This is a genomic window from Massilia sp. KIM (genome assembly GCF_002007115.1).
Taxonomy (GTDB): domain Bacteria; phylum Pseudomonadota; class Gammaproteobacteria; order Burkholderiales; family Burkholderiaceae_D; genus Telluria.
On record NZ_MVAD01000004.1, the window covers coordinates 1 to 19,503 of the forward strand.

17 protein-coding genes are annotated in these 19,503 nt (G+C 69.3%); 13 read left to right on the plus strand and 4 right to left on the minus strand.

Annotation, left to right across the window (positions count from 1 at the left end; translation table 11 throughout):
• Positions 1-199: 199 nt before the first annotated feature.
• Entirely contained in the window at positions 200-1,210 is a 1,011-nt protein-coding gene (locus tag B0920_RS22635) for a LacI family DNA-binding transcriptional regulator (RefSeq protein WP_078034956.1), read from the minus strand.
• Between the two features lie 313 nt (positions 1,211-1,523).
• Here B0920_RS22635 and B0920_RS26095 point away from each other — a divergent pair, with 313 nt between their 5' ends.
• The 6 genes from B0920_RS26095 (at position 1,524) to B0920_RS22660 (ending at position 8,712) form a co-directional block, all read left to right on the plus strand.
• Positions 1,524-1,697, plus strand: coding sequence for a hypothetical protein (locus B0920_RS26095; RefSeq protein ID WP_179119268.1), 174 nt, complete (start codon positions 1,524-1,526; stop codon positions 1,695-1,697).
• A 76-nt stretch (positions 1,698-1,773) separates the two neighbouring features.
• Positions 1,774-3,117 (plus strand): GH1 family beta-glucosidase, encoded by a 1,344-nt coding sequence (locus B0920_RS22640; protein WP_078034957.1) that lies wholly within the window; start codon positions 1,774-1,776, stop codon positions 3,115-3,117.
• Between the two features lie 37 nt (positions 3,118-3,154).
• Entirely contained in the window at positions 3,155-4,210 is a 1,056-nt protein-coding gene (locus B0920_RS22645) for a glucokinase (RefSeq protein WP_078034958.1), read from the plus strand.
• Complete coding sequence (locus tag B0920_RS22650) at positions 4,197-5,528, plus strand: MFS transporter (protein WP_078034959.1); 1,332 nt, start codon at positions 4,197-4,199, stop codon at positions 5,526-5,528. The genes B0920_RS22645 and B0920_RS22650 overlap by 14 nt, the downstream gene beginning before the upstream one ends.
• Positions 5,525-7,717, plus strand: coding sequence for a heme-degrading domain-containing protein (locus tag B0920_RS22655; RefSeq protein ID WP_078034960.1), 2,193 nt, complete (start codon positions 5,525-5,527; stop codon positions 7,715-7,717). The genes B0920_RS22650 and B0920_RS22655 overlap by 4 nt, the downstream gene beginning before the upstream one ends.
• Positions 7,717-8,712 carry a Gfo/Idh/MocA family protein gene (locus B0920_RS22660; RefSeq protein ID WP_078034961.1) on the plus strand — a complete coding sequence of 332 codons (996 nt, stop codon included), beginning with the start codon at positions 7,717-7,719 and terminating at the stop codon, positions 8,710-8,712. The genes B0920_RS22655 and B0920_RS22660 overlap by 1 nt, the downstream gene beginning before the upstream one ends.
• A gap of 6 nt (positions 8,713-8,718) precedes the next feature.
• Here the strand turns inward: B0920_RS22660 and B0920_RS22665 are convergent, their stop codons facing one another.
• Positions 8,719-9,834, minus strand: a complete 1,116-nt coding sequence (locus B0920_RS22665; RefSeq protein WP_078034962.1) for a porin — start codon at positions 9,832-9,834, stop codon at positions 8,719-8,721.
• A 191-nt stretch (positions 9,835-10,025) separates the two neighbouring features.
• On the opposite strand from B0920_RS22665, the gene B0920_RS22670 reads away from it, so the two are divergent.
• Genes B0920_RS22670 through mnhG form a run of 6 tightly spaced genes read left to right on the plus strand, consistent with a single transcriptional unit; the run spans position 10,026 to position 15,998 of the window.
• A complete protein-coding gene (locus B0920_RS22670) occupies positions 10,026-12,926 on the plus strand; it encodes a monovalent cation/H+ antiporter subunit A (protein WP_078034963.1) in 2,901 nt (966 codons plus the stop codon).
• A complete protein-coding gene (locus B0920_RS22675; RefSeq protein ID WP_078034964.1) occupies positions 12,926-13,270 on the plus strand; it encodes a Na+/H+ antiporter subunit C in 345 nt (114 codons plus the stop codon). The genes B0920_RS22670 and B0920_RS22675 overlap by 1 nt, the downstream gene beginning before the upstream one ends.
• Complete coding sequence (locus B0920_RS22680; protein ID WP_078034965.1) at positions 13,267-14,853, plus strand: monovalent cation/H+ antiporter subunit D; 1,587 nt, start codon at positions 13,267-13,269, stop codon at positions 14,851-14,853. Before B0920_RS22675 ends, B0920_RS22680 begins: the two co-directional genes overlap by 4 nt.
• Complete coding sequence (locus B0920_RS22685; RefSeq protein ID WP_078034966.1) at positions 14,850-15,368, plus strand: Na+/H+ antiporter subunit E; 519 nt, start codon at positions 14,850-14,852, stop codon at positions 15,366-15,368. Before B0920_RS22680 ends, B0920_RS22685 begins: the two co-directional genes overlap by 4 nt.
• Positions 15,352-15,630, plus strand: a complete 279-nt coding sequence (locus tag B0920_RS22690) for a K+/H+ antiporter subunit F (RefSeq protein ID WP_078034967.1) — start codon at positions 15,352-15,354, stop codon at positions 15,628-15,630. Before B0920_RS22685 ends, B0920_RS22690 begins: the two co-directional genes overlap by 17 nt.
• On the plus strand, positions 15,627-15,998 hold the full coding sequence (gene mnhG / locus B0920_RS22695; protein ID WP_078034968.1) for a monovalent cation/H(+) antiporter subunit G: 372 nt from the start codon (positions 15,627-15,629) through the stop codon (positions 15,996-15,998). Before B0920_RS22690 ends, mnhG begins: the two co-directional genes overlap by 4 nt.
• Position 15,999: 1 nt before the next feature.
• Here mnhG and B0920_RS22700 read toward each other — a convergent pair whose 3' ends face one another.
• Positions 16,000-17,943: an alkaline phosphatase D family protein gene (locus tag B0920_RS22700; protein WP_078035329.1), complete on the minus strand. Its 1,944-nt coding sequence runs from the start codon at positions 17,941-17,943 to the stop codon at positions 16,000-16,002.
• Between the two features lie 110 nt (positions 17,944-18,053).
• Positions 18,054-18,608 (minus strand): putative glycolipid-binding domain-containing protein, encoded by a 555-nt coding sequence (locus B0920_RS22705; RefSeq protein ID WP_078034969.1) that lies wholly within the window; start codon positions 18,606-18,608, stop codon positions 18,054-18,056.
• Positions 18,609-18,898: 290 nt separating this feature from the next.
• Here B0920_RS22705 and B0920_RS22710 point away from each other — a divergent pair, with 290 nt between their 5' ends.
• Positions 18,899-19,432, plus strand: a complete 534-nt coding sequence (locus tag B0920_RS22710) for a gluconokinase (RefSeq protein ID WP_229455901.1) — start codon at positions 18,899-18,901, stop codon at positions 19,430-19,432.
• The last annotated feature ends 71 nt before the right edge of the window (positions 19,433-19,503 follow it).

Below are 19,503 nucleotides of genomic sequence, written 5' to 3' on the forward strand. Positions count from 1 at the left end.
AGGATTCGCGATCCTGCCCGCGCCTTTGACCGGTTGGCAGCGCCTCTTGTCGTTTCGCGCTGCCATGGAAAGCATATTACATAGCTCGCGATCTAATTGCAAGCGATTAGTGTAACAAGGTGTAACAGGGCGGCGTCGAAAAAAAACCCGTCGGAAGTGTCCGGCGGGCCGCTTGCCACTTGCAGCGGGCTCGCCTGGTTCAGACCAGGCGCACCGACTCGCGCACGACCAGGCTCAAGGGCGGTATCTCGACCGGCGGCTGTTCATGCCCGAGCAGCGACAGCATCATGCGTCCGATGCCGATCCCCGCTTCGTACAGCGGCTGGCGCACCGTGGTCAGCGGCGGCGTGGTGTACATTGAGCTGTGCAGGTCGTCGAAGCCGACGATGGAAATGTCTTCCGGCACCCGGATGTTGCGGCGGTACAGGGCGAGGCGCGCGCCGTAGGCGCTCAGGTCGTTGCTGGCGAAGATGGCGGTGAAGCGCTGGTTCTCGGCCAGCAGCTGGTTCACCGCCAGGAGGCCGCTCGACTCCTGGAAGTCGCCCGGCACCACCAGCCTGGGATCGACCTCGATCTTGTGCCTGGCCAGGGTGTCGTAATAGCCGGCCAGGCGCGCGCGGGCGTCGCTGTGGTCGGCCGGGCCGGTGATGAAGGCGATGCGGCGATGGCCCTGCTGCACCAGGTAGTCCACCGCTTCGCAGGCGCCGGCGTAGTTGTCCAGGCTAAAGCCCTGCATGCGCTCGCCCGTCATCTTGCGGCCGAAGGCCACGATCGGCACGCGCTTCGAGAAATCCAGGATCTGCTGGTCGCTCATGTGGCCGGTGAGGATGGCCACCCCGTCCACGCGGCGTCCGATCAGGAGTTCGACCCGCTCGGCTTCCTCGTCCGCGTGCCAGTGGCCGCTCATGATCAGGAGCGCGTAGCCGGCCGCCTTGACCGCGTCCTCGATGCCGACCATGGCGCCGTTGAAATAGCCCGATTCCAGGGCCTGGGTCAGCACGCCGATGGTTCGGGTGCTGCCCATCTTGAGGCTCTGGGCCAGGCGGTTGGGTTTGTAGTTGAGCTCCCCGATCACGCGCTCGATGCTGCGCCGCTTGTCGTCGGAGACCTTGGCGGTGCCGTTCAGGAAGCGCGACACCGTGGCGGGAGAGACACCGGCCGCGCTGGCGACCTGATACAGGGTAGTGGTGCTGCTCTCGTCGTTTTTCATGAATGTGGTCAGGAGGAAGACCGTGGCAACTTGTCTTTTTGAGTATAGCACGCGTCTATACAGGGCTTCCCCTCCCGCTGGTGCTCCTCGCCGCGCGCTGCAAGGGCCGTGAAAGCGTTTCATGAACCTCACGATGGTAGCGCTAACGCCACACGATGTCTTTTTTCTAAAATCTATTTGACACGGTTTATTAGAACACTTTACGATGAAATCGGTTTCACGACGCCGGCTGCGGTCGTGACCGAGACCGACCTCGCCTTACCCGAAGACCAATAATTCACAAGCTTGGAGACAGCATGAAGAGGCATTCCAGGTGACCGCCGAACTCGGCCGGCGCTACCGGAACCCCACGCGGCGCAGCGCGCCTGCCGCGCGCGCCGTGGGCGACGACAAGATCGACACCAGCGCTCCCAAGGGCCCAGGCCCCGGGCTCACGCCGACTCGGGCGCCGCGCGCCACCGGCATCGAGACCGCTTCCGATTCCTGAACAGGCCGGCCCCACGGCAGGCTCCTCCGGCAGCCTGCCGTTTTCCATTCCAGCTCCACCGCAACCCGAGACAGACATGAACACGAGCCCCAACTTCGATTTCAACAACGACTTCCCGCCCGACTTCACCTGGGGCGTCGCGACCAGCTCCTTCCAGATCGAAGGGGCGCACGACGCCGACGGCAAGGGTCCGTCCATCTGGGACACGTTCTGCCTCGACCCCGCCAACATCAAGGACCAGAGCGACGGCACGGTAGCCTGCGACCATTACCACCGCTACCGCGAAGACGTCGGCATCATGGCCTCGCTGGGCGTGGACGCCTACCGCTTCTCGATGGCCTGGGCGCGCGTCCAGCCGGACGGCAAGGGCGCGTGGAACGAGGCCGGCTTCGGCTTCTATGACCGCCTGCTGGACGAACTGGCCGCCAGGAAGATCCGCCCCCACCTCACCCTCTACCACTGGGACCTGCCCCAGGGCCTGCAGGACGAGGGCGGCTGGCTCAATCGCGACACCGCCCACCGCTTCGCCGACTACGCCCACGAAGTGGCGCGCCGCTTCGGCGACCGCATCGAGGCGATCGCCACCCACAACGAACCCTGGTGCACGGCCAACCTCGGTTACGGCAACGCCCAGTTCGCGCCCGGCGTGGCCGACCTGAAGCAATCGATCCAGGTCTCGCACCACCTGCTGCTGTCGCACGGCCTGGCCATGCGCGCCATGCGCGAAGTCGGCAGCCGCGCCAAACTCGGCATCGTGCTGAACCAGTGGACCGCCGACCCGGCGACCGACTCGCCGGAAGACCGCGCCCTGGCCGAATTCGAGTACGCGCGCTCGACCGCCTGGTTCATGGACCCGATCTTCAAGGGCCATTACCCCGAACTGGCCCTGCGCGGCCACGGCGCCAACGCGCCCGAGGTGCGCGACGGCGACTTCGACATCATCAGGCAGAAGATCGACTTCCTGGGCTGTAACTACTACTTCCGCGCCTGGTGCAGCAGCGCCACCCCGCCGGTCCCGGCCCCGGCCAAGCAGGGCGTCACCGACATGGGCTGGGAGATCTACCCCCAGGGCCTGCCCGAATTGCTCGTCAAGCTCAAGGCAGAGTATCCTGAGCTGCCGCCGATCTACATCACCGAGAACGGCATGGCCAATCCCGACAAGGTCGCGGACGGCCACGTGCACGACCCCCAGCGCATCGCCTATGTGCGCAGCCACCTGCACGCCCTCAAGCAGGCGATGGAGGCGGGCGTGGACGTGCGCGGCTACTTCCTGTGGAGCCTGCTCGACAACTTCGAGTGGAACTCGGGCTACAGCAAGCGTTTCGGCATCGTGCACGTGGATTACGCCACCCAGCAGCGCACCCTCAAGGACAGCGCGCTGTGGTACCGCGAATTCATCGCGGCGCGCGCCAGGGCGTAAAGCCTGCGCGGGAAAAAGAAAAGAACAAGGAGGAGACATGCAAGCCAGTTCGATCTACGATGCCCCGCGCCTCTTGGCCGACATCGGCGGCACCAACGCGCGCTTCGCGCTGGAGCACGGACCGGGGAACATCGGCGCCATGCTGACCCTGGCCGGCGCCGACTATCCGCGCTTCGAGGACGCCGTGCGCGCCTACCTGGCGCACAGCAGCGTGCGCGTGCGCCACGCCGTGATCGCGATCGCCAACCCGGTGGACGGCGACGCCATCAGGATGACCAACCATCACTGGGCCTTCTCGATCGAGGCCGCGCGCCGCGAACTCGGGCTGGAGACCCTGCTGGTGGTGAACGACTTCACTGCGCTCGCGATGTCGCTGCCGGTGCTCGCGCCGGGCGACCTGCTGCGCGTCGGCGGCGGGCAGGCCAGGCCGGGCAGCGCCATCGGCCTGGTGGGCGCCGGCACCGGCCTGGGAGTGTCGGGCCTGGTCCCGGCCGGCGGACGCTGGACCCCGCTGCACAGCGAGGGCGGCCACGTCGCCTTCTCACCCATGGACGAGGCCGAGCTCGAGGTGCTGCGCTATTGCTGGCAGCGTTACGACCATGTCTCGGCCGAGCGCTTCGTCTCCGGCCCCGGCCTGGCCCTGATCCGCGAGGCGCTGGCGGCCAGCCGCGGCCTCGACGCCGACCTCTCGCTGGCGCCGTCCGAGATCGTGGCGCGCGCCCTCGAGGGCGGCGACGCCCTGTGCCGCGCCACCGTGGACTGCTTCTGCGGCATGCTGGGCACGGTGGCGGCCAATCTCGCCGTCACCCTCGGCGCCCAGGGCGGCGTCTACATCGGCGGCGGCGTGGTGCCGCGCCTGGGCGACTACTTCGCCAGTTCGCCCTTCCGCGCGCGCTTCGAGAAGAAGGGGCGCTTTTCGAACTACACCGCCCAGATACCGACCCTCCTGATCACCGCGCCCTATCCGGCGCTGCTGGGCGCCTCGAGCATCCTGGCCGAGCACCTGGAGCAGCAGGATGCGCCCTCCCCGGCCCGCGCCGGCGGCGCAGCCATCACCACCCCGACCGCGCGAGCCGGCCATGTCACTTGCTAAACGCTCTCCCCTGCTCTGGGTGCCGACCGGCTACTTCACCATGGCCCTCGGCTACGTGATGCTCACCAGCGTCACCGCCATCATGTTCAAGAACCTGGGCATGGACAATGGCCGCGCCGCCCAGTATTCGAGCCTGCTGATCCTGGCCTACACCATCAAGCCCCTGTTCGCGCCCCTGGTCGAGATGTACCGCACCAAGAAGTTCTTCGTGCTCTGGGCCCAGATCCTGATCGGGGCCGGCTTCGCCGGCGTCGCCATCCTGATGGAGCTGCCCGGCTACATGAGCTTCCTGATGGTGATCTTCTTCGCCCTGTCCTTCATCGGCGCCACCCAGGACATCGCCAGCGACGGCGTCTACGTCACCTCGCTCGACGCCCGCTCGCAGTCGCTGTACTGCGGCATCCAGAGCCTGTCCTGGAACATCGGCCCGATCGTCGCCGCCGGCGGCATGGTGTTCCTGAGCGGCTACCTGCACACCACCGTATTCGGCCATGATCCCAAGGTCTTCGGGCCGGACTGGATCGAATCCTGGCGCATCATCTTCCTGCTGGTGGGCGGCCTGACCCTTCTGATGGCGGCCTGGCACTGGCGCTTCATGCCGGAAGGCGCGCGCGCCGCCGACACGCCCTCCAGCGTGAAGGACGCCGGCCGCATCCTGCTGGACGCCTTCGTCACCCTGTTCCAGAAGAAGGGCGTGTGGCGCATGATCGCCTTCGCCTTCCTGTTCCGCCTCAGCACCGGCTTCCTCGAGAAGATCGGTCCCTTCTTCATGGTCGACCCGGTGTCCAAGGGCGGCCTGGGCCTGTCGAACGAGATGCTGGGCCTGATCTACGGCACCTACGGCCTGGCGGCGGTGCTGCTCGGCTCCCTGCTGGGCGGCCTGTACGTGGCCAAGCGCGGCCTGAAGTCGGTGCTGTTCGTGCTGTGCTGCGCGATCAACATCCCCAACATCACCTTCCTCCTGATGAGCATCTACCTGCCATCGAGTCTGTTCCTGGTGACCCTGGGCGTGGTGGTCGAGAAGTTCTTCTTCGGCTTCGGCGCGGTCGGCTTCATGATCTACCTGATGCAGCAGCTCGCGCCGGGCAAGTACACCACCACCCACTACGCCTTCGGCACCGGCCTGATGGGCCTGTGCAACCTGGTGACCGGCGTGGTCTCCGGCCACCTCCAGGAAATGATGGGCTACGTCAGCTACTTCGTGTTCGTGATGGTCGCCACCATCCCGTCCTTCCTGGCCACCTGGTTCGCCCCCTTCCACCACGACGACGGCAGCCAGCCTGCCGCGAATGCCGACGGCAAGGCGGTGCCCGCATGAAGCGCCTGTTCCCCTTCCTCCTGCTGGCCTGCGGGCCGGCGCTGGCGCAGACCGGCGCCATCAAGCTCAACCAGATCGGCTTCCTGCCCCAGTCGCAGAAGCTGGCCGTGGTGCCGCAAGGCGCCGGCGGCGACCGCTTCGAGCTGGTCGGCGCCGACGGCAAGACCGCCTTTTCCGGCGTGCTGGGCGCGGCGGTGTCCTGGGACGCTTCCGGCGAAACCGTGCGCGTGGCCGATTTTTCCTGGCTCGGCACGCCGGGAAGCTACCGGCTCAAGGTCGCGGGCCTGCCGCCCTCCGACCCCTTCACGGTGGCGGCGGACGGCTACCGCGCCCTGAACAGCGCGGCCCTGAAGGCTTTCTACTTCAACCGCAGCGCGATCGCGCTCGCACCGGAGTACGCCGGGCAGTGGGCGCGCGCGGCCGGCCATCCGGACACCCGGGTGCTGGTGCACACCTCGGCCGCGTCCAAGGCCCGGCCGGCGGGCACGGCGATCTCCAGCCCCAAGGGCTGGTACGACGCCGGCGACTACAACAAGTACGTGGTCAATTCCGGCATCTCGACCTATACCCTGCTGGCCGCCTTCGAGCACTTCCCGGCCTGGTTCGCCCAGGACATCGCGATTCCCGAGTCCGGCAACGGCGTGCCCGACATCCTCGACGAGGCGATGTGGAACCTGGAATGGATGCTCAGCATGCAGGACCCGGCCGACGGCGGCGTCTACCACAAGCTGACCAACCTGCGCTTCGACGGCATGGTGATGCCGGATGCGGCGACCAGGGAGCGCTACGTGGTCGCCAAGAGCACCGCCGCCGCCCTCGACTTCGCCGCCACCATGGCCGCCGCCAGCCGCGTGCTGGCCGGCTACGACAAACAGTGGCCGGGCATGTCCAAGCGCATGCTGGACGCGGCCGAACGCGCCTGGCGCTGGGCCGAGGCCAATCCGGCGCTGCTGTTCAAGAATCCGAAGGACGTCGTCACCGGCGAATACGGCGACGCCCACCTAGAGGACGAATTCGCCTGGGCCGCGGCCGAGCTCTTCATCACCACCGGCAAGGACCTCTACCTCAAGGCCCTGCGCCCCGAGACCGTGGCCGCCACCACGCCCTCCTGGAGCGACGTGCGCGGCCTGGCCTGGATGTCGCTGGCCCACCACCGCGAGCGCCTCGGCCCGCAGTTCGACCGCAGCCTGATCGCCAGCCGCATCGACGGCCTGGCCCAGGGCCTGGCCGCCGAATGGAAGCGCTCGGCCTACCGCGTGCCCACGCGCGGCGCCGACATGGTCTGGGGCAGCAGCGCCGTCACCCTCAACCAAGCCATGATGCTGCTCCAGGCCTACCGCCTGAACGGCAAGCAGGACTACCTGCTGGCGGCCCAGTCCGGCCTCGACTATGTCCTGGGCCGCAATGCCACCGGCCTGTCCTTCGTGACCGGCTTCGGCGCGCGCCAGGTGCTGCAGCCGCACCACCGGCCCTCGATCGCCGACGGGGTCGACGCGCCGGTGCCGGGCTGGCTGTCCGGCGGCCCGAATCCGGGCCAGCAGGACGCCAAGGATTGCCCGCCCTACCCGAGCAAGCTGCCCGCCCTGTCCTTCATCGACCACGCCTGCAGCTATGCCAGCAACGAGGTCGCAATCAACTGGAACGCGCCGCTCGTCTACGTGAGCGCGGCGCTGTCCGAACTCACGCCCAAGGTCCGCCCCCTCAAAGCCATGAACGACAAGCTCGTACCCCTCGACCTGCTGCTGCGCCAGGAGCAGCTGCTGCAATTCGACCGCTTCGACAACGACACCGCCCTCGAGATCGGCCTCAAGCTGGTCGAGATGGCGCGCGCGCAGAAGAAGGCCGTCACGGTGGAGATCGCCCGCAACGGCACCGTGCTGTTCGCGCACGGCATGAACGGCACCTCGCGCGACAACTTCGACTGGATCCGCCGCAAGAGCAACCTGGTCAACCGAACCGGCCACAGCTCCTTCTACACCCACAACCAGGTGCGCCTGAACGGCGGCGACCACGACGCCATTCCCGCCCTCGATCCACGCGAGTACGCGGCCCATGGCGGCTCCTTCCCCCTGATCATCAAAGGCACCGGCCAGGTCGGCACCATCACGGTCTCGGGGCTGCCGGGCGTGGAAGACCATGCGATGGTGGTCAATGCGCTGAAGGACTACCTGAAAGTGGAGGGCATCTGATGAGCGCGGCACAAGACCAGCCGGTACGCTGGGGCATCCTCGGCACCGGCCGCATCGCCCACGATTTCGCCAAGGGCCTGCGCGACGCCCCCAATGCCGTGCTGGCGGCGGTGGGCTCGCGCACCCTCGACGGCGCGCGCGCCTTCGCGGAGGAATTCGGCGTTCCCGCTGCCTATGGTTCCTACGGCGAACTGGCGCTGGCGCCGGACGTGGACATCATCTACATCGGCACCCCGCACCCGATGCACGCCGAGAACGCGGTCCTGGCCCTGCGCGGCGGCAAGGCGGTGCTGTGCGAGAAGCCCTTCGCCATGAACCGGCGCGAAGCCGGCGAGGTGGTGGCCCTGGCGCGCGCCAAGAACCTGTTCCTGATGGAGGCGATGTGGACCCGCTTCATGCCGGCCATCGCCGAGGTCAAGCGCATCATCGCCTCGGGCGAGATCGGCACGGTGACCCAGGTCCACGCCGACTTCGGCTTCTCGGCCACCACCGACCCGGCGCACCGCATCAACAACCGCGAGCTGGGCGGCGGCGCCCTGCTCGACCTGGGCATCTATCCGCTCTCGATCGCCTGCGCCCTGCTGGGCAAGGTCGACACGGTGCAGGCCCAGGCCATCATGGGCGAGACCGGCGTGGATCTCACGACCGCCTTCACCATGAAGCATGCGGGCGGCACCCTGTCGATCTGCAGCTGCTCGATGCGGGCGCGTTCCGGTTCCGAGATGACCGTCTCCGGCACCAAGGGCAGCGTGCGCATGCACCGCATGTTCCACCTCGCGACCAGGGTGACGGTCGACCTGGTGGACGGCAGCTCGCGCACGATCGACACCCCTTACCTCGGCAACGGCTACACCCACGAGGCGATCGAGGCCGGCCGCTGCCTGCGCGAGGGCGCGCTCGAGCATCCCCTGATGACCCACGAGGACACCCTCAGTCTGATGGGCTTGCTGGACACGATCCGCAAGCAGATCGGGCTGCGCTATCCCAGCGACTGAGCCGCCTCAGAAGGCGTGGCGCAGGCCGAAGGCGGTGCCGGTCAGGGCCGCGCCGGGGGCCGCGCCCAGGCTGTTGATCGCGAAGTCGTAGGCCCCGGCGGCCTCGTTGTCCAGGCGCGAGGCGTAGGCATAGATGCTGGTGCGCTTGGACAGGGTGTAGTCCCAGCCCAGGGTCAGGTGCCAGGCCCCGGTGTCCGGGCCGGCGCGCACGAAGCCGATCCGGCTGCCGGGCGCGCCCTTGCCGTCGTCGGCCCAGGCCAGGCCCGCACGCAGGCCGTGCGCCCCCAACTGCTGGCTGAGCGAGAGATAGAGCGCATCGCGCTCCAGCTTGCCCGCCGCGAGCTCGTATTCCAGCCTTTCCGCCACCACCGCCACGCGCGTGCCGCCGACGCTGTAGGCCAGCGCCAGCTTGCTGCCCTGGTCGCGCGTGCCCGGGCCCTGGTATTCCTCGTGGCGCTCGTGCGCCAGCGCCGCATACCAGCGTCCCCTGTCGTAGATCGCCGCCACCGAGCTCAAGGAAGGCTTGGCGCCGCTGGCCGGCCTTTCCTCGCTCACCCCGTGCGACACCCGCAGGGCCAGTCCGTTCCAGGGGCGGCTCCAGTAGTGGACCGAATTGGCCTGGCGCCGGTCGAAGGACGAGAGGTTGGAGACATTGTCGGCCGAGGGCGCCGCGCCATTGCCCATGATGCTCATGTAGCCGGCCGTGGTCGGATAGAAGGGATCGAGTCCGGCGGTGGCGCCGTTGTAGGCGGTCGTCCAGTGGCCCAGGAAGACCGTGCCGAAGCCGCCCTCCAGGCCGAGGCGGGTGTCGCGCCGCGCGATCTCGCCCGCGCCGGTGTCGGGCGAGAGCGTGCCCTCGACCTGGAACAGGGCTGTCAAGCCGCCGCCCAGGTCTTCGCTGCCGCGAAAGCCCAGCACCGAGCGGTTGTTCGAGATGCGGGTCTGGACCAGGCGCGCGCCGGACTGGGTCTGCGAGGCCTGGCTCTGCGACGCGCGCACCCGCTCGGCCGAGACGTTCAGGCGTCCATACACCTGCACGCTGGTCTGGGCCTGGACCGGATGGAGGGCGGCGGCGCACAGCGCCAGGCAGGCGGCCGCTCCCTGTTGAATGTTCTTGCTCATCGACTTGCTCCTTTGGGCCGAGATTGTTGCCGCCCGCGGCCGCCACGCCTATCCCCCATCGGAGGGCAGATCCATCCCCCCGCGCGTGTTTGTGTGCTTGTTAATGCGCGCCAAGGAATGAGTACGAGGGGTAACGCGTTGCAGGCCGAGTCAAGAACTTGCTAAAGTTATAGCATTCACGCTCATACGCCATGTTGCCGCTGCTGGTACTCCTTCCCTTCGCCGGCGCCATGGTCGCAGCCTGCATGCCCGGCAAGTCGCGCACCCGGCCGGCGGCAGTGGCGGGCGCTGCGACTTTTGGTGCGCTGATCCTGGCCATCTCGTGCTTCGGACGCGTCGCCGACGGCGAGGTGCTGGAGACGCGCGTCGCCTGGCTGCCCCAGCTCGGGCTCGATTTCGTGCTGCGCATGGACGGCCTGGCCTGGGTCTTCACCGTCATGGTGCTGGGCATCGGCCTGCTGGTGCTGCTCTACGCGCGCTACTACATGTCGAGGCGCGATCCGGTGCCGCGCTTCTTCGCCTACATGCTGGTGTTCATGGGCGCGATGCTGGGCGTGGTCCTGTCCGGGAACCTGATCCAGCTGGTGGTGTTCTGGGAGCTCACCAGCTTCGCCTCCTTCCTCCTGATCGGCTACTGGCAGGAGAGCCTCGATGCGCGGCGCGGCGCGCGCATGGCCTTCACCGTCACCACGGCGGGCGGCCTGTGCCTGCTGGCCGGGGTGCTGCTGCTCGGCCAGGCGGCCGGCAGCTACGACCTGGGCGTGGTGCTGGCCGCGGGCGAACGCGTCCACGCCCACCCGTGGTACGTGCCCGCCCTGGTCCTGATCGCGCTCGGCGCGCTGACCAAGAGCGCGCAATTCCCCTTCCACTTCTGGCTGCCGCACGCGATGGCCGCGCCCACGCCGGTCTCGGCATACCTGCACTCGGCCACCATGGTCAAGGCCGGGGTGTTCCTGCTGATGCGCCTGTGGCCGGTGCTGTCCGGCTCGCCCGAATGGACCTGGATCGTGGGCGGGGCCGGGGTCTGCACCCTGCTGCTCGGCTCCTTCTTCGCCATCTTCCAGCACGACATGAAGGGCCTGCTGGCCTATTCCACCATCAGCCACCTGGGCCTGATCACCTTGCTGCTGGGGATCGGCACCCCGCTGTCGGTAGTGGCGGCGGTCTTCCACACCATCAACCACGCGGTGTTCAAGGCCTCGCTGTTCATGGCGGTCGGGATCGTCGACCACGAGAGCGGCACCCGCGACATGCGCATCCTGTCCGGCCTGGGCCGGGCCATGCCGCACACCGCGACCCTGGCCATCGTCGCCAGCGCCGCCATGGCCGGGGTGCCGCTGCTGAACGGTTTCCTGTCGAAGGAGATGTTCTTCGCCGAAGCCACCCTGGTGGGCGGCACCGAGGACTGGTCGATGGCGGTGGCCGCCACCCTGATGGGCATCTTCAGCGTGGCCTACTCGCTGCGCTTCATCGGGGTGTTCTTCGGTCCGCTGGCGCGCGACCTGCCGCAGGACCCGCACGAGCCGCCGCGCTGGATGCGCTTCCCGATCGAGCTGCTGGTGCTGCTGTGCGTGGCGATCGGCATGCTGCCCGAGCGCACCGTGGGCCACGTGCTGGCGGTCGGCGCGCACGCGGTGCTCGGCCCCAACATGCCCACCTACGACCTGGCGATCTGGCACGGCTTCAACCTGCCGCTGGCGATGAGCACCGTGGCCCTGCTCGGCGGCCTGCTGTTCTACGTGCTGCTGCATCGCCGCGCCGGCCTGCGCACCCGCACCCGGGTGCCGCTGCTGCACCGCCTGAAAGGCGCCCAGCTCTACGAGAACAGCCTGTCGGCGCTGTCGCTGGGCGCCGACTGGCTGCTGCGGGTGGCCGGCACGCGCCGCCTGCAGCCGCAGTTCCTGTGCATCGTGGCCGCCTTCGTCGCCGTGCCGCTGCTGCTGGTGGACGCCTTGCCGGCCCTCGCCGCCCCGGCTTTTCCGCGCTCCGCGGCGCTGTTCGCCCTGCTCTGGCTGATCGGCGCCGGCTGCGCGCTGGCCGCCGCCTGGAAGGCCAAGTACCACCGGCTGGCGGCGCTGCTGATGGTGGGCGGCACCGGCATCGTCACCAGCCTGAGCTTCCTGTGGCTGTCCGCGCCCGACCTGGCCCTGACCCAGCTGATGGTGGAAACCGTGACCACCGTGCTGATTTTGCTCGGGCTGCGCTGGCTGCCGCAGCGCCTGGCCCCGCCCGGACTGGCCGGCCCGGCGCCCGCCTCCACCCGCCTGCGGCGCGCGCGCGACCTGCTGCTGGCGGTCGCCGGCGGCCTGCTGCTGGCCGCCGCCTCCTGGACGGTGCTGACGCGCCCGCCCAGCCCAAGCATCAGCGGCTTCTACGTCGAGCGCGCCCTGCCCGAGGGCGGCGGCGCCAACGTGGTCAACGTGCTGCTGGTGGACTTCCGCGGCTTCGACACCATGGGCGAGATCACGGTGCTGGGCATCGTGGCCCTGACCGTCTACGCCCTGCTGCGGCGCTTCCGCCCGGCCCGCGAAAGCGTCCCGATCCCGCTGCAGCAGGCCAGCGACGTCGATCCGGCGGTGGGCCAGGCGCCCGGGCGCCAGGCCAGGAGCGGCTACCTGATGGTGCCGGCAGTTTACCTGCGCCTGCTGCTGCCGGTGATGGGCGTGGTCGCGGCCTACTTCTTCATGCGCGGCCACAACGAGCCGGGCGGCGGTTTCGTGGCCGGCCTGGTGTTCGCCACCGCCCTGATCGTGCAATACATGGTGGCCGGCACCGACTGGGTCGAGTCCCACCTGCGCCTGCGGCCGCACCGCTGGATCGCCTGGGGACTGCTGACCGCCTGCGGCACCGGCCTCGGCGCCTGGCTGGCCGGCTATCCCTTCCTCACCAGCCACACCGCCCACCTCGCGCTGCCGCTGCTGGGCGAGGTCCACCTGCCCAGCGCCTTCCTGTTCGACCTCGGCGTGTTCCTGGTGGTGGTCGGCTCGACCATGCTGATCCTGGTCGCGCTGGCCCACCAGTCGCTGCGCAGCCACCGCATCCCGCCCGGCGCCGGCCGCGCCGCCATTCCGCCCACCAAGGAGATCGGCTGATGGAGCTCGTCCTCTCGCTCGCCATCGGGGTCCTGTTCGGCGCCGGCATCTGGCTGGTGCTGCGCCCGCGCAGCTTCCAGGTGCTGTGCGGCCTGATGCTGATGTCCTACGCCGTCAACCTGTTCATCTTCGCCATGGGCGGGCTGCGCGTGGATCGCCCGCCGCTCACCCCGGCCGGCAGCGTCCCGGACCCGGCCGCGCTGGCCGACCCGCTGCCCCAGGCCCTGGTGCTGACGGCCATCGTGATCGGCTTCGCCACCACCGCGCTCTACCTGGTGGTGATGATCGGCGCGCGCGGCATCACCGGCACCGACCACGTCGACGGCCAGGAGCCCGAGCCATGAGCTGGAGCGAACACCTGCTGCTGGCCCCGATCCTGCTGCCGCTCCTGTGCGGCGCGCTGCTGGTCCCGCTCACCCAGGGCTGGCACCGCCTCAAGTTCGCGCTCGGCTATGCCTCGGTGCTGGCCCAGCTGGCCTGCGCCCTGGTCCTGGCCCGGCTCACGGACAACGGCCACTGGCCCGAGGGCATGGGCGTCTACCTGGCCGCCAACTGGGCCGCGCCCTTCGGCATCGCGCTGCTGGCCGACCGCCTGGCGGCGGCGATGCTGGTGCTGACCGCCCTGCTGGGCTGGGCCTCCCTGCACTTCGCCATGCTGCGCTGGGGCCGCATCGGGGTGCACTTCCACCCGCTGTTCCAGTTCCTGCTGATGGGCCTGAACGGCGCCTTCCTCACCCACGACCTGTTCAACCTGTTCGTGTTCTTCGAGGTGATGCTGGCCGCCTCCTACGGCCTGCTGCTGCACGGCTACAACGCCGAGCGCCTGCGCGCCGGCATGCAGTACATCGCCGTCAACCTCGCCGCCTCGCTGCTGTTCCTGCTCGGGACCGCCCTGATCTATGCGGTGGCCGGGACCCTCAACATGGCCGACCTGGGCGCGCGCGCGGCGCGCCTGGCGGGCCAGGACGCGGCCCTGCTGCAGGCCGGCGCCGCGGTGCTGGGCCTGGCCTTCCTGATCAAGGCCGCCGCCTGGCCGCTCGGCTTCTGGCTGCCGACCACCTATGCGGCGGCCTCGCCGCCGGTGGCCGCCATGCTGGTCCTGATGACCAAGGTCGGGGCCTACGCCATCCTGCGCCTGTCGCTGCTGCTGTTCCCTGGCGGCGAGCTCGGGACCGCCCTGCTGTGGGGCGGCATGGCCACCATCGCCTTCGGCGCGGCCGGCATGCTGTCGACCGAGAGCGCGGGGCGGATGGCCGGCTACGCGGCGGTGATCTCGTCCGGCACCCTGCTGGCCGCCACCGGCTACGGCCAGCCCGCGCTGGTCGGCGCGGCGCTCTACTACCTGCCCGGCTCGACCCTGGCGGTGGCCGCCTTCCTGCTCCTGATCGAACTGATCGACCGCATCCGCACCCCGCGCAACGCCCTGCTGGCGGTCAGCATGGAAGCCTTCGCGGTCGAGGACGTGCCGAGGGAGCCGGTGGGCCGGCCGGTGCCGGCCGCGCTGGCCTTCCTGTCGCTGGCCTTCGCCGCCTGCGCCCTCCTGATCGCCGGCCTGCCGCCGCTGTCTGGCTTCATCGCCAAGTTCGCCATGTTCCACGCCCTGCTCGATGCGCCGGACGGCGAGGTGCCGGGTGCCGGCTGGGCCCTGATGGCCCTGGTGCTGGTCTCGAGCCTGGTGGCGGTGATTGCCCTGATGCGCTTCGGCGTGCGCACCTTCTGGGCCGGCAGCGCCCTGCCGCCGGCGCTGCACCGCTCCGAGGTGGCGCCGGTGCTGCTGCTGCTCGGGCTGTCCGCATTGATGACGGTGCAGGCCGGCCCGCTGGTCGGCTACCTGGGACGCGCCGGCGACGCCCTCCACCGTCCGGCCGACTACGCCGCACGGGTGCTGGGCCAGCCGCCGGTGCCGGCGCCACGGGAGGATCCATGAAGCGCCTGCTGCCCTATCCGCTGGCCTCGCTGGCCCTGGCCGCCCTCTGGCTGCTGCTGAACGGCAGCCTGTCGCCGGGCCAGGTGCTGCTGGCGGCCCTGCTCGGGATCGCTGCGCCGCTGCTGACGCGCCGCCTGCAGCCGCTCGGCTACCCGCGCCTGCGCCGGCCCGGGGTGGCGCTGCGCCTGCTGGCGATGGCCACCGTCGAGGTGCTGCGTTCCTGCGTCAACGTGTGCGCCATCATCCTGTCCGGCCGCGCCCCCCGGGTCAACGCCCAGTTCATCCGGGTGCCGCTCACCACCCGCCACCCGCACGCCCTGGCGGCCCTGTCCTGCCTGATCAACATGACCCCCGGCACCGTCTGGGTCGAGATCCTGCCGGATGGGCACGAGCTGGTGCTGCACGTGTTCGACCTGCACGACGCGGGCTGGTGGGTCGAGACCATCACCACCCGCTACGAACAACCCCTGATCGAGATCTTTGGAAAGGACATGGACCATGGCGACCCTGCTTGAAATCGCGGTCGGCTACGCCCTCGTGTGCGTGCTGGCCGCCATGCTGCTGTGCACCGTGCGCCTGGTGCGCGGGCCCTCGGCCCCCGACCGCGTGCTGGCCCTGGACACCCTGTGGATGTGCGGCATGCTGCTGGCCCTGGTGCTGGGCATCCGGCTCGGCTCCCAGGTCTATTTCGAGGTGGCGATGGTGATCGCGCTGGTGGGCGTGGTGTCCACCGTCGCGATGGCCAAGTTCCTGATGCGCGGGGAGATCATCGAATGAGCGGCCTGGCGCAACTGCCCGCCTGGGCCGCGCTGGCGGTGGCCCTGCTGCTGGCCCTGGGCGCCACGGTCGCCCTGATCGGCGCGCTCGGCCTGATGCGCCTGCCCAGCTTCTACCAGCGCATCCATGGCCCGGCCCTGGTGGTGACCCTGGGCGCCGGCGCCATCCTGCTGGCCTCCATGCTCTACTTCACGGTGGCCCAGTCGCGTCCCGTGGTGCACGAGCTGATCATCTTCGTCTTCATCCTGCTCACCGCGCCGGTGGTGTCGATGATGGTGATGCGCGCCGCCATCTACCGCGACCTGCGCACCCGCCGTCCCGAGGGAGGCGCGACCGCGGGCGAGGTCTACACCATGCCCGAGCAGTAGCTCAGCGCTTCACGACAGGCCGCTCGGCCGCCGCCGCGAAGCGGGCTTTCTGCTCCGGCGCGATGAAGCGGGTCGAGGGCCGGCCATCGGCGTTGTGCTGCATGATGCAGGCGGGCCGGCCCTGGGCGTCGAGCCACACCTGGCCGATGCCGGCGCCGTTCCAGACCCGCTCGCCCTGGCGGCGCTGGTCGGGCAGGCGCGGGGTGATGGCGAGGTCGCGGCGCTGGGTGAACCAGTTGAGCGGCGAGCGCGGGGAATACAGCCAGCGGTTGAGGCGGTCGAGCCAGTCGAGCAGGCGGCGCGGGAATTCGTTCTTGATGCCGCTGCTGGTGATCTGCCAGATGTGCGGCACGCGCTCCGACTCGCGCACGTCGACGTCGTAGGCGAAGGAATAATGCACGTCGCCCGACAGCACCACGTAGTTGCCCGGCGTGCGCGAGTGCCGGAAGATGTTGAGCATGCTGCTGGCCGCGCCGCGGTGCGCCATCCAGTTCTCGGCGTCGACCGTCAGGGCCAGCCCGACGAAGGTGGCCAGCCTCTGCACCACCTCGATCAGCTTGACGCCGAACATGGGCGTCGCCGAGACGATCACGGCGGCCGTTTCGTCCAGCAGCTCATGCTGCAGCTCGGTCAGCGATTCCCAGTCCATCAGGCCCGACGGATGGCCGGGCCGGCGCCGGTTGCGCCAGCGCCGGGTGCGGGTGTCGAGCACGATGATGGTGGGCTGGGTCCGGAGCACGAAATCCCAGTGGCGGAAGGACAGCAGGCGCTTGACGAGCGCGTCCTGCGCCGGCGCGTCCAGGCGGCCGCCGTCTGCGGCCGTGGAGGCCAGCCGATCCATCTCGTCGAGCGCCTGGTCGAAGACTTCCGGGCGGTTGCCCCAGGCCTGGCACAGCATGTAGGCGATCAGCGCGTTGCCGACGATGCGGCGCGCGAAGGGGTGCCCGTAGGCGGTGGCTTCCCATTTGGCCGACAGGTTCCAGTCATCGGTGATGTCGTGGTCGTCGAAGATCATCAGGGTCTGCACGTGCGCCAGCAGGCGCGCGGCCTGCGGCAGGTCGCGCCGGAAGCCGGCCATGGCCTTGGCCTCGCGCCGCCAGCGCGCCTCGTGCCTGGGCGCGAGCGCCGGCGCCGGCGCGTCCGCCACCAGGTCCCAGGGCGTCGGCGACCAGGCCAGCAGGTACATGGCCATCACCTCGGCCAGGGTCACCAGGTGGTTGTGCGCGTTGGCCGTGGTGAAGATCGGCTTCTCGGCGCCGCCGAAGAAGCGCTCGCGCAGCGCGTCGTTGGAGCGGGCCGAGGGCAGCAGCTCGACGCGCCGGTAGTAGCTGGCCGGGTGGCGGTACAGCGCCTGGCTGTCGGCGACCACCGCGCCTTCCAGGCATTCGTCGTACAGGCCCAGGATCCGGATCAGGGCGTGGACCGCGGCCAGCATGGGGCCGGCCACGTCGTCCGCATAGACCTGGTCGCCGCACAACATGAGCAGGGCGGGACGCTCCTCGGCGCGCCCAAGCTGCCCGGCCAGCAGGGCGTCGGCGCGCGCCAGGCCGTCGGGCGCGGGATGGTGGGGCTTGCGGCAGGACCCGTACAGGATGTTGTCGCTGCGGCTGCGCAGCACCATGTTGGGACGGGCCGCGCCCGCGTGAAGCAGGTGGGGCGCCCACTGCGCGATCCCGGCCTCGCTGCCGTCGTCCAGCGTGAGCAGGAGGTCGTAGTCGATGAGGGTGTCCTGGGGCAGCGGCTCCGGCAGGGCGAGGTCGATCAGGTGCAGGCAGGCGTGGCGGCCGACCCGGATCACGCGGCAGTGGCGCTCGTCAAGGCGCACGCGGCGGGACGGGCCTGCCTCGGGCGCCAGCACCAGGCTCAGGGTCAGCGGCGCGCTGCCGACCAGCCACAGCACCAGGCGATCCGGTTGGAGGCGGCGCAGGATGGGACCGGCAAGCACGGGCGGCAAGCCCTCGGAGGCGGGAATCTGGATCAATCGCTGACTTCAAGCTGGTTGACTGAACAAACCAGTGTAGCAGACAGGCCCGACGGCTCGAGCACGCCTGCGGCTCAGGCGCGCGCGAACAGCCCCGGATAGTCCAGCACCAGCCCATCGGCGTCGAGCGCCAGCTCGGCCCGGAAGCCCGTGTCCGGGCTCTCGAACAGCACGTGGCCGGTGGCCAGCCCGGTGTAGGCCTGGCGCGCCGCGCGCAGGCGCAGCGAAGGAAACTCGATGAAGGCGACCCGGATCTCGTGGCGGCGGCCGGGCGCGACGCCGAGCCGGCGCAGCGGCAGGGTGTTGGTGAAGGGCGTGCAGCTCAGGTCGACGTCGATGCAGCCGTCCAGCGCGCCCAGGTGGGCGCCGGCGCCGTCGGTCCAGCGGCCCTCGCCGTCCGCTTCCAGCGCCAGCGTGGCCCCGCCCGCGACCCAGACCCCGAGGCGCCGCAGCCGCCAGCGCGCGTCGCACTCGATCCGGTAGGCGCAGCCGAACAGCTCGCCCTTGTAGAGCGCCCCGGCGGCGGGGCCGATCACGCTCGCCTGCGCGAGGATCGCCCCGCCCTCCTCCAGCGCCAGGTATTCCAGGCCGCCACCTTCGCGCGTTTTCCAGCGCAAGTTTCGCCACATGTCCGCCTCCGATCCTTAGCGCAAAGAATACAACGCAAGGCGTGTTGTTCACACAACATCGAACATTATTTTTCGTGCACTGCACAATTGTTAGCGCTATCAAATATTCTGCATTCCGGCCGAGTGAAACCCCGTCTTCCTCTAGGAAACCAGCGCTCGAAATCGCCTGCTTTCCGCAAGGGCACATGATGCGCTGCACAACAAATCGCCCGTTTACAAACCCCTGGGCTTGTTGAAAACTTACCGAAAATAATGATAGCGCTAACTAGTGCTCATACTTGGAGACACGCATGGCATCACCCAGCGATTTACCCATCGCCCAGCCGGGAGGCACGTCCCGTTGGGTCATCATGGGTGTCAGCGGTTGCGGCAAGAGCACCATCGGCACCGCCCTCGCAGACACCTTTTCGGTTCCCTTCCTCGAAGGGGATGCGTTCCACCCTGAAAGCAATGTAGCAAAAATGTCGGCCGGCATCCCGCTGGACGACCAGGACCGCGCCGGCTGGCTCCAGGCGCTGGCCGGCGAGATCCGCCGCGCCCGCGAGCAGGGCACCGGCCTGGTCCTGTCCTGCTCGGCGCTCAAGCGCCGCTACCGCGATCTGCTGCGCGACGCCGATCCGGCCCTCAGGTTCGTGCACCTGTCGGGCCCGCGCGAGCTGATCGAACAGCGCATGCGGCAGCGTGTGGACCACTACATGCCGCCGTCGCTGCTGGACAGCCAGTTCGGCATCCTCGAACCGCTGCAGGCCGACGAGGCCGGGCTGGTGCTGGACATCACCCAGCCGCCGTCGACCCTGGTCGAGCGCATCACCGGAACATCTTGAGACATGGGGTCTGCACCCTGCTGCGGTGCATGACCAGGCGTAGCCATCCCATTCTCTAGGCGAACGTCGTT

Excerpts from the sequence above, each read along its gene's own strand:
- B0920_RS22660 (WP_078034961.1), top strand. The coding sequence starts at position 7,717 with ATGAGCGCGGCACAAGACCAGCCGGTACGCTGGGGCATCCTCGGCACC.
- B0920_RS22680 (WP_078034965.1), top strand. The coding sequence starts at position 13,267 with ATGAGCTGGAGCGAACACCTGCTGCTGGCCCCGATCCTGCTGCCGCTC.
- B0920_RS22675 (WP_078034964.1), top strand. The coding sequence starts at position 12,926 with ATGGAGCTCGTCCTCTCGCTCGCCATCGGGGTCCTGTTCGGCGCCGGC.
- B0920_RS22650 (WP_078034959.1), top strand. The coding sequence starts at position 4,197 with ATGTCACTTGCTAAACGCTCTCCCCTGCTCTGGGTGCCGACCGGCTAC.
- B0920_RS22655 (WP_078034960.1), top strand. The coding sequence starts at position 5,525 with ATGAAGCGCCTGTTCCCCTTCCTCCTGCTGGCCTGCGGGCCGGCGCTG.
- B0920_RS22640 (WP_078034957.1), top strand. The coding sequence starts at position 1,774 with ATGAACACGAGCCCCAACTTCGATTTCAACAACGACTTCCCGCCCGAC.
- mnhG (WP_078034968.1), top strand. The coding sequence starts at position 15,627 with ATGAGCGGCCTGGCGCAACTGCCCGCCTGGGCCGCGCTGGCGGTGGCC.
- B0920_RS22705 (WP_078034969.1), bottom strand. The coding sequence starts at position 18,608 with ATGTGGCGAAACTTGCGCTGGAAAACGCGCGAAGGTGGCGGCCTGGAA.
- B0920_RS22645 (WP_078034958.1), top strand. The coding sequence starts at position 3,155 with ATGCAAGCCAGTTCGATCTACGATGCCCCGCGCCTCTTGGCCGACATC.
- B0920_RS22635 (WP_078034956.1), bottom strand. The coding sequence starts at position 1,210 with ATGAAAAACGACGAGAGCAGCACCACTACCCTGTATCAGGTCGCCAGC.
- B0920_RS22690 (WP_078034967.1), top strand. The coding sequence starts at position 15,352 with ATGGCGACCCTGCTTGAAATCGCGGTCGGCTACGCCCTCGTGTGCGTG.
- B0920_RS22710 (WP_229455901.1), top strand. The coding sequence starts at position 18,899 with ATGGCATCACCCAGCGATTTACCCATCGCCCAGCCGGGAGGCACGTCC.
- B0920_RS22665 (WP_078034962.1), bottom strand. The coding sequence starts at position 9,834 with ATGAGCAAGAACATTCAACAGGGAGCGGCCGCCTGCCTGGCGCTGTGC.
- B0920_RS22670 (WP_078034963.1), top strand. The coding sequence starts at position 10,026 with ATGTTGCCGCTGCTGGTACTCCTTCCCTTCGCCGGCGCCATGGTCGCA.
- B0920_RS22685 (WP_078034966.1), top strand. The coding sequence starts at position 14,850 with ATGAAGCGCCTGCTGCCCTATCCGCTGGCCTCGCTGGCCCTGGCCGCC.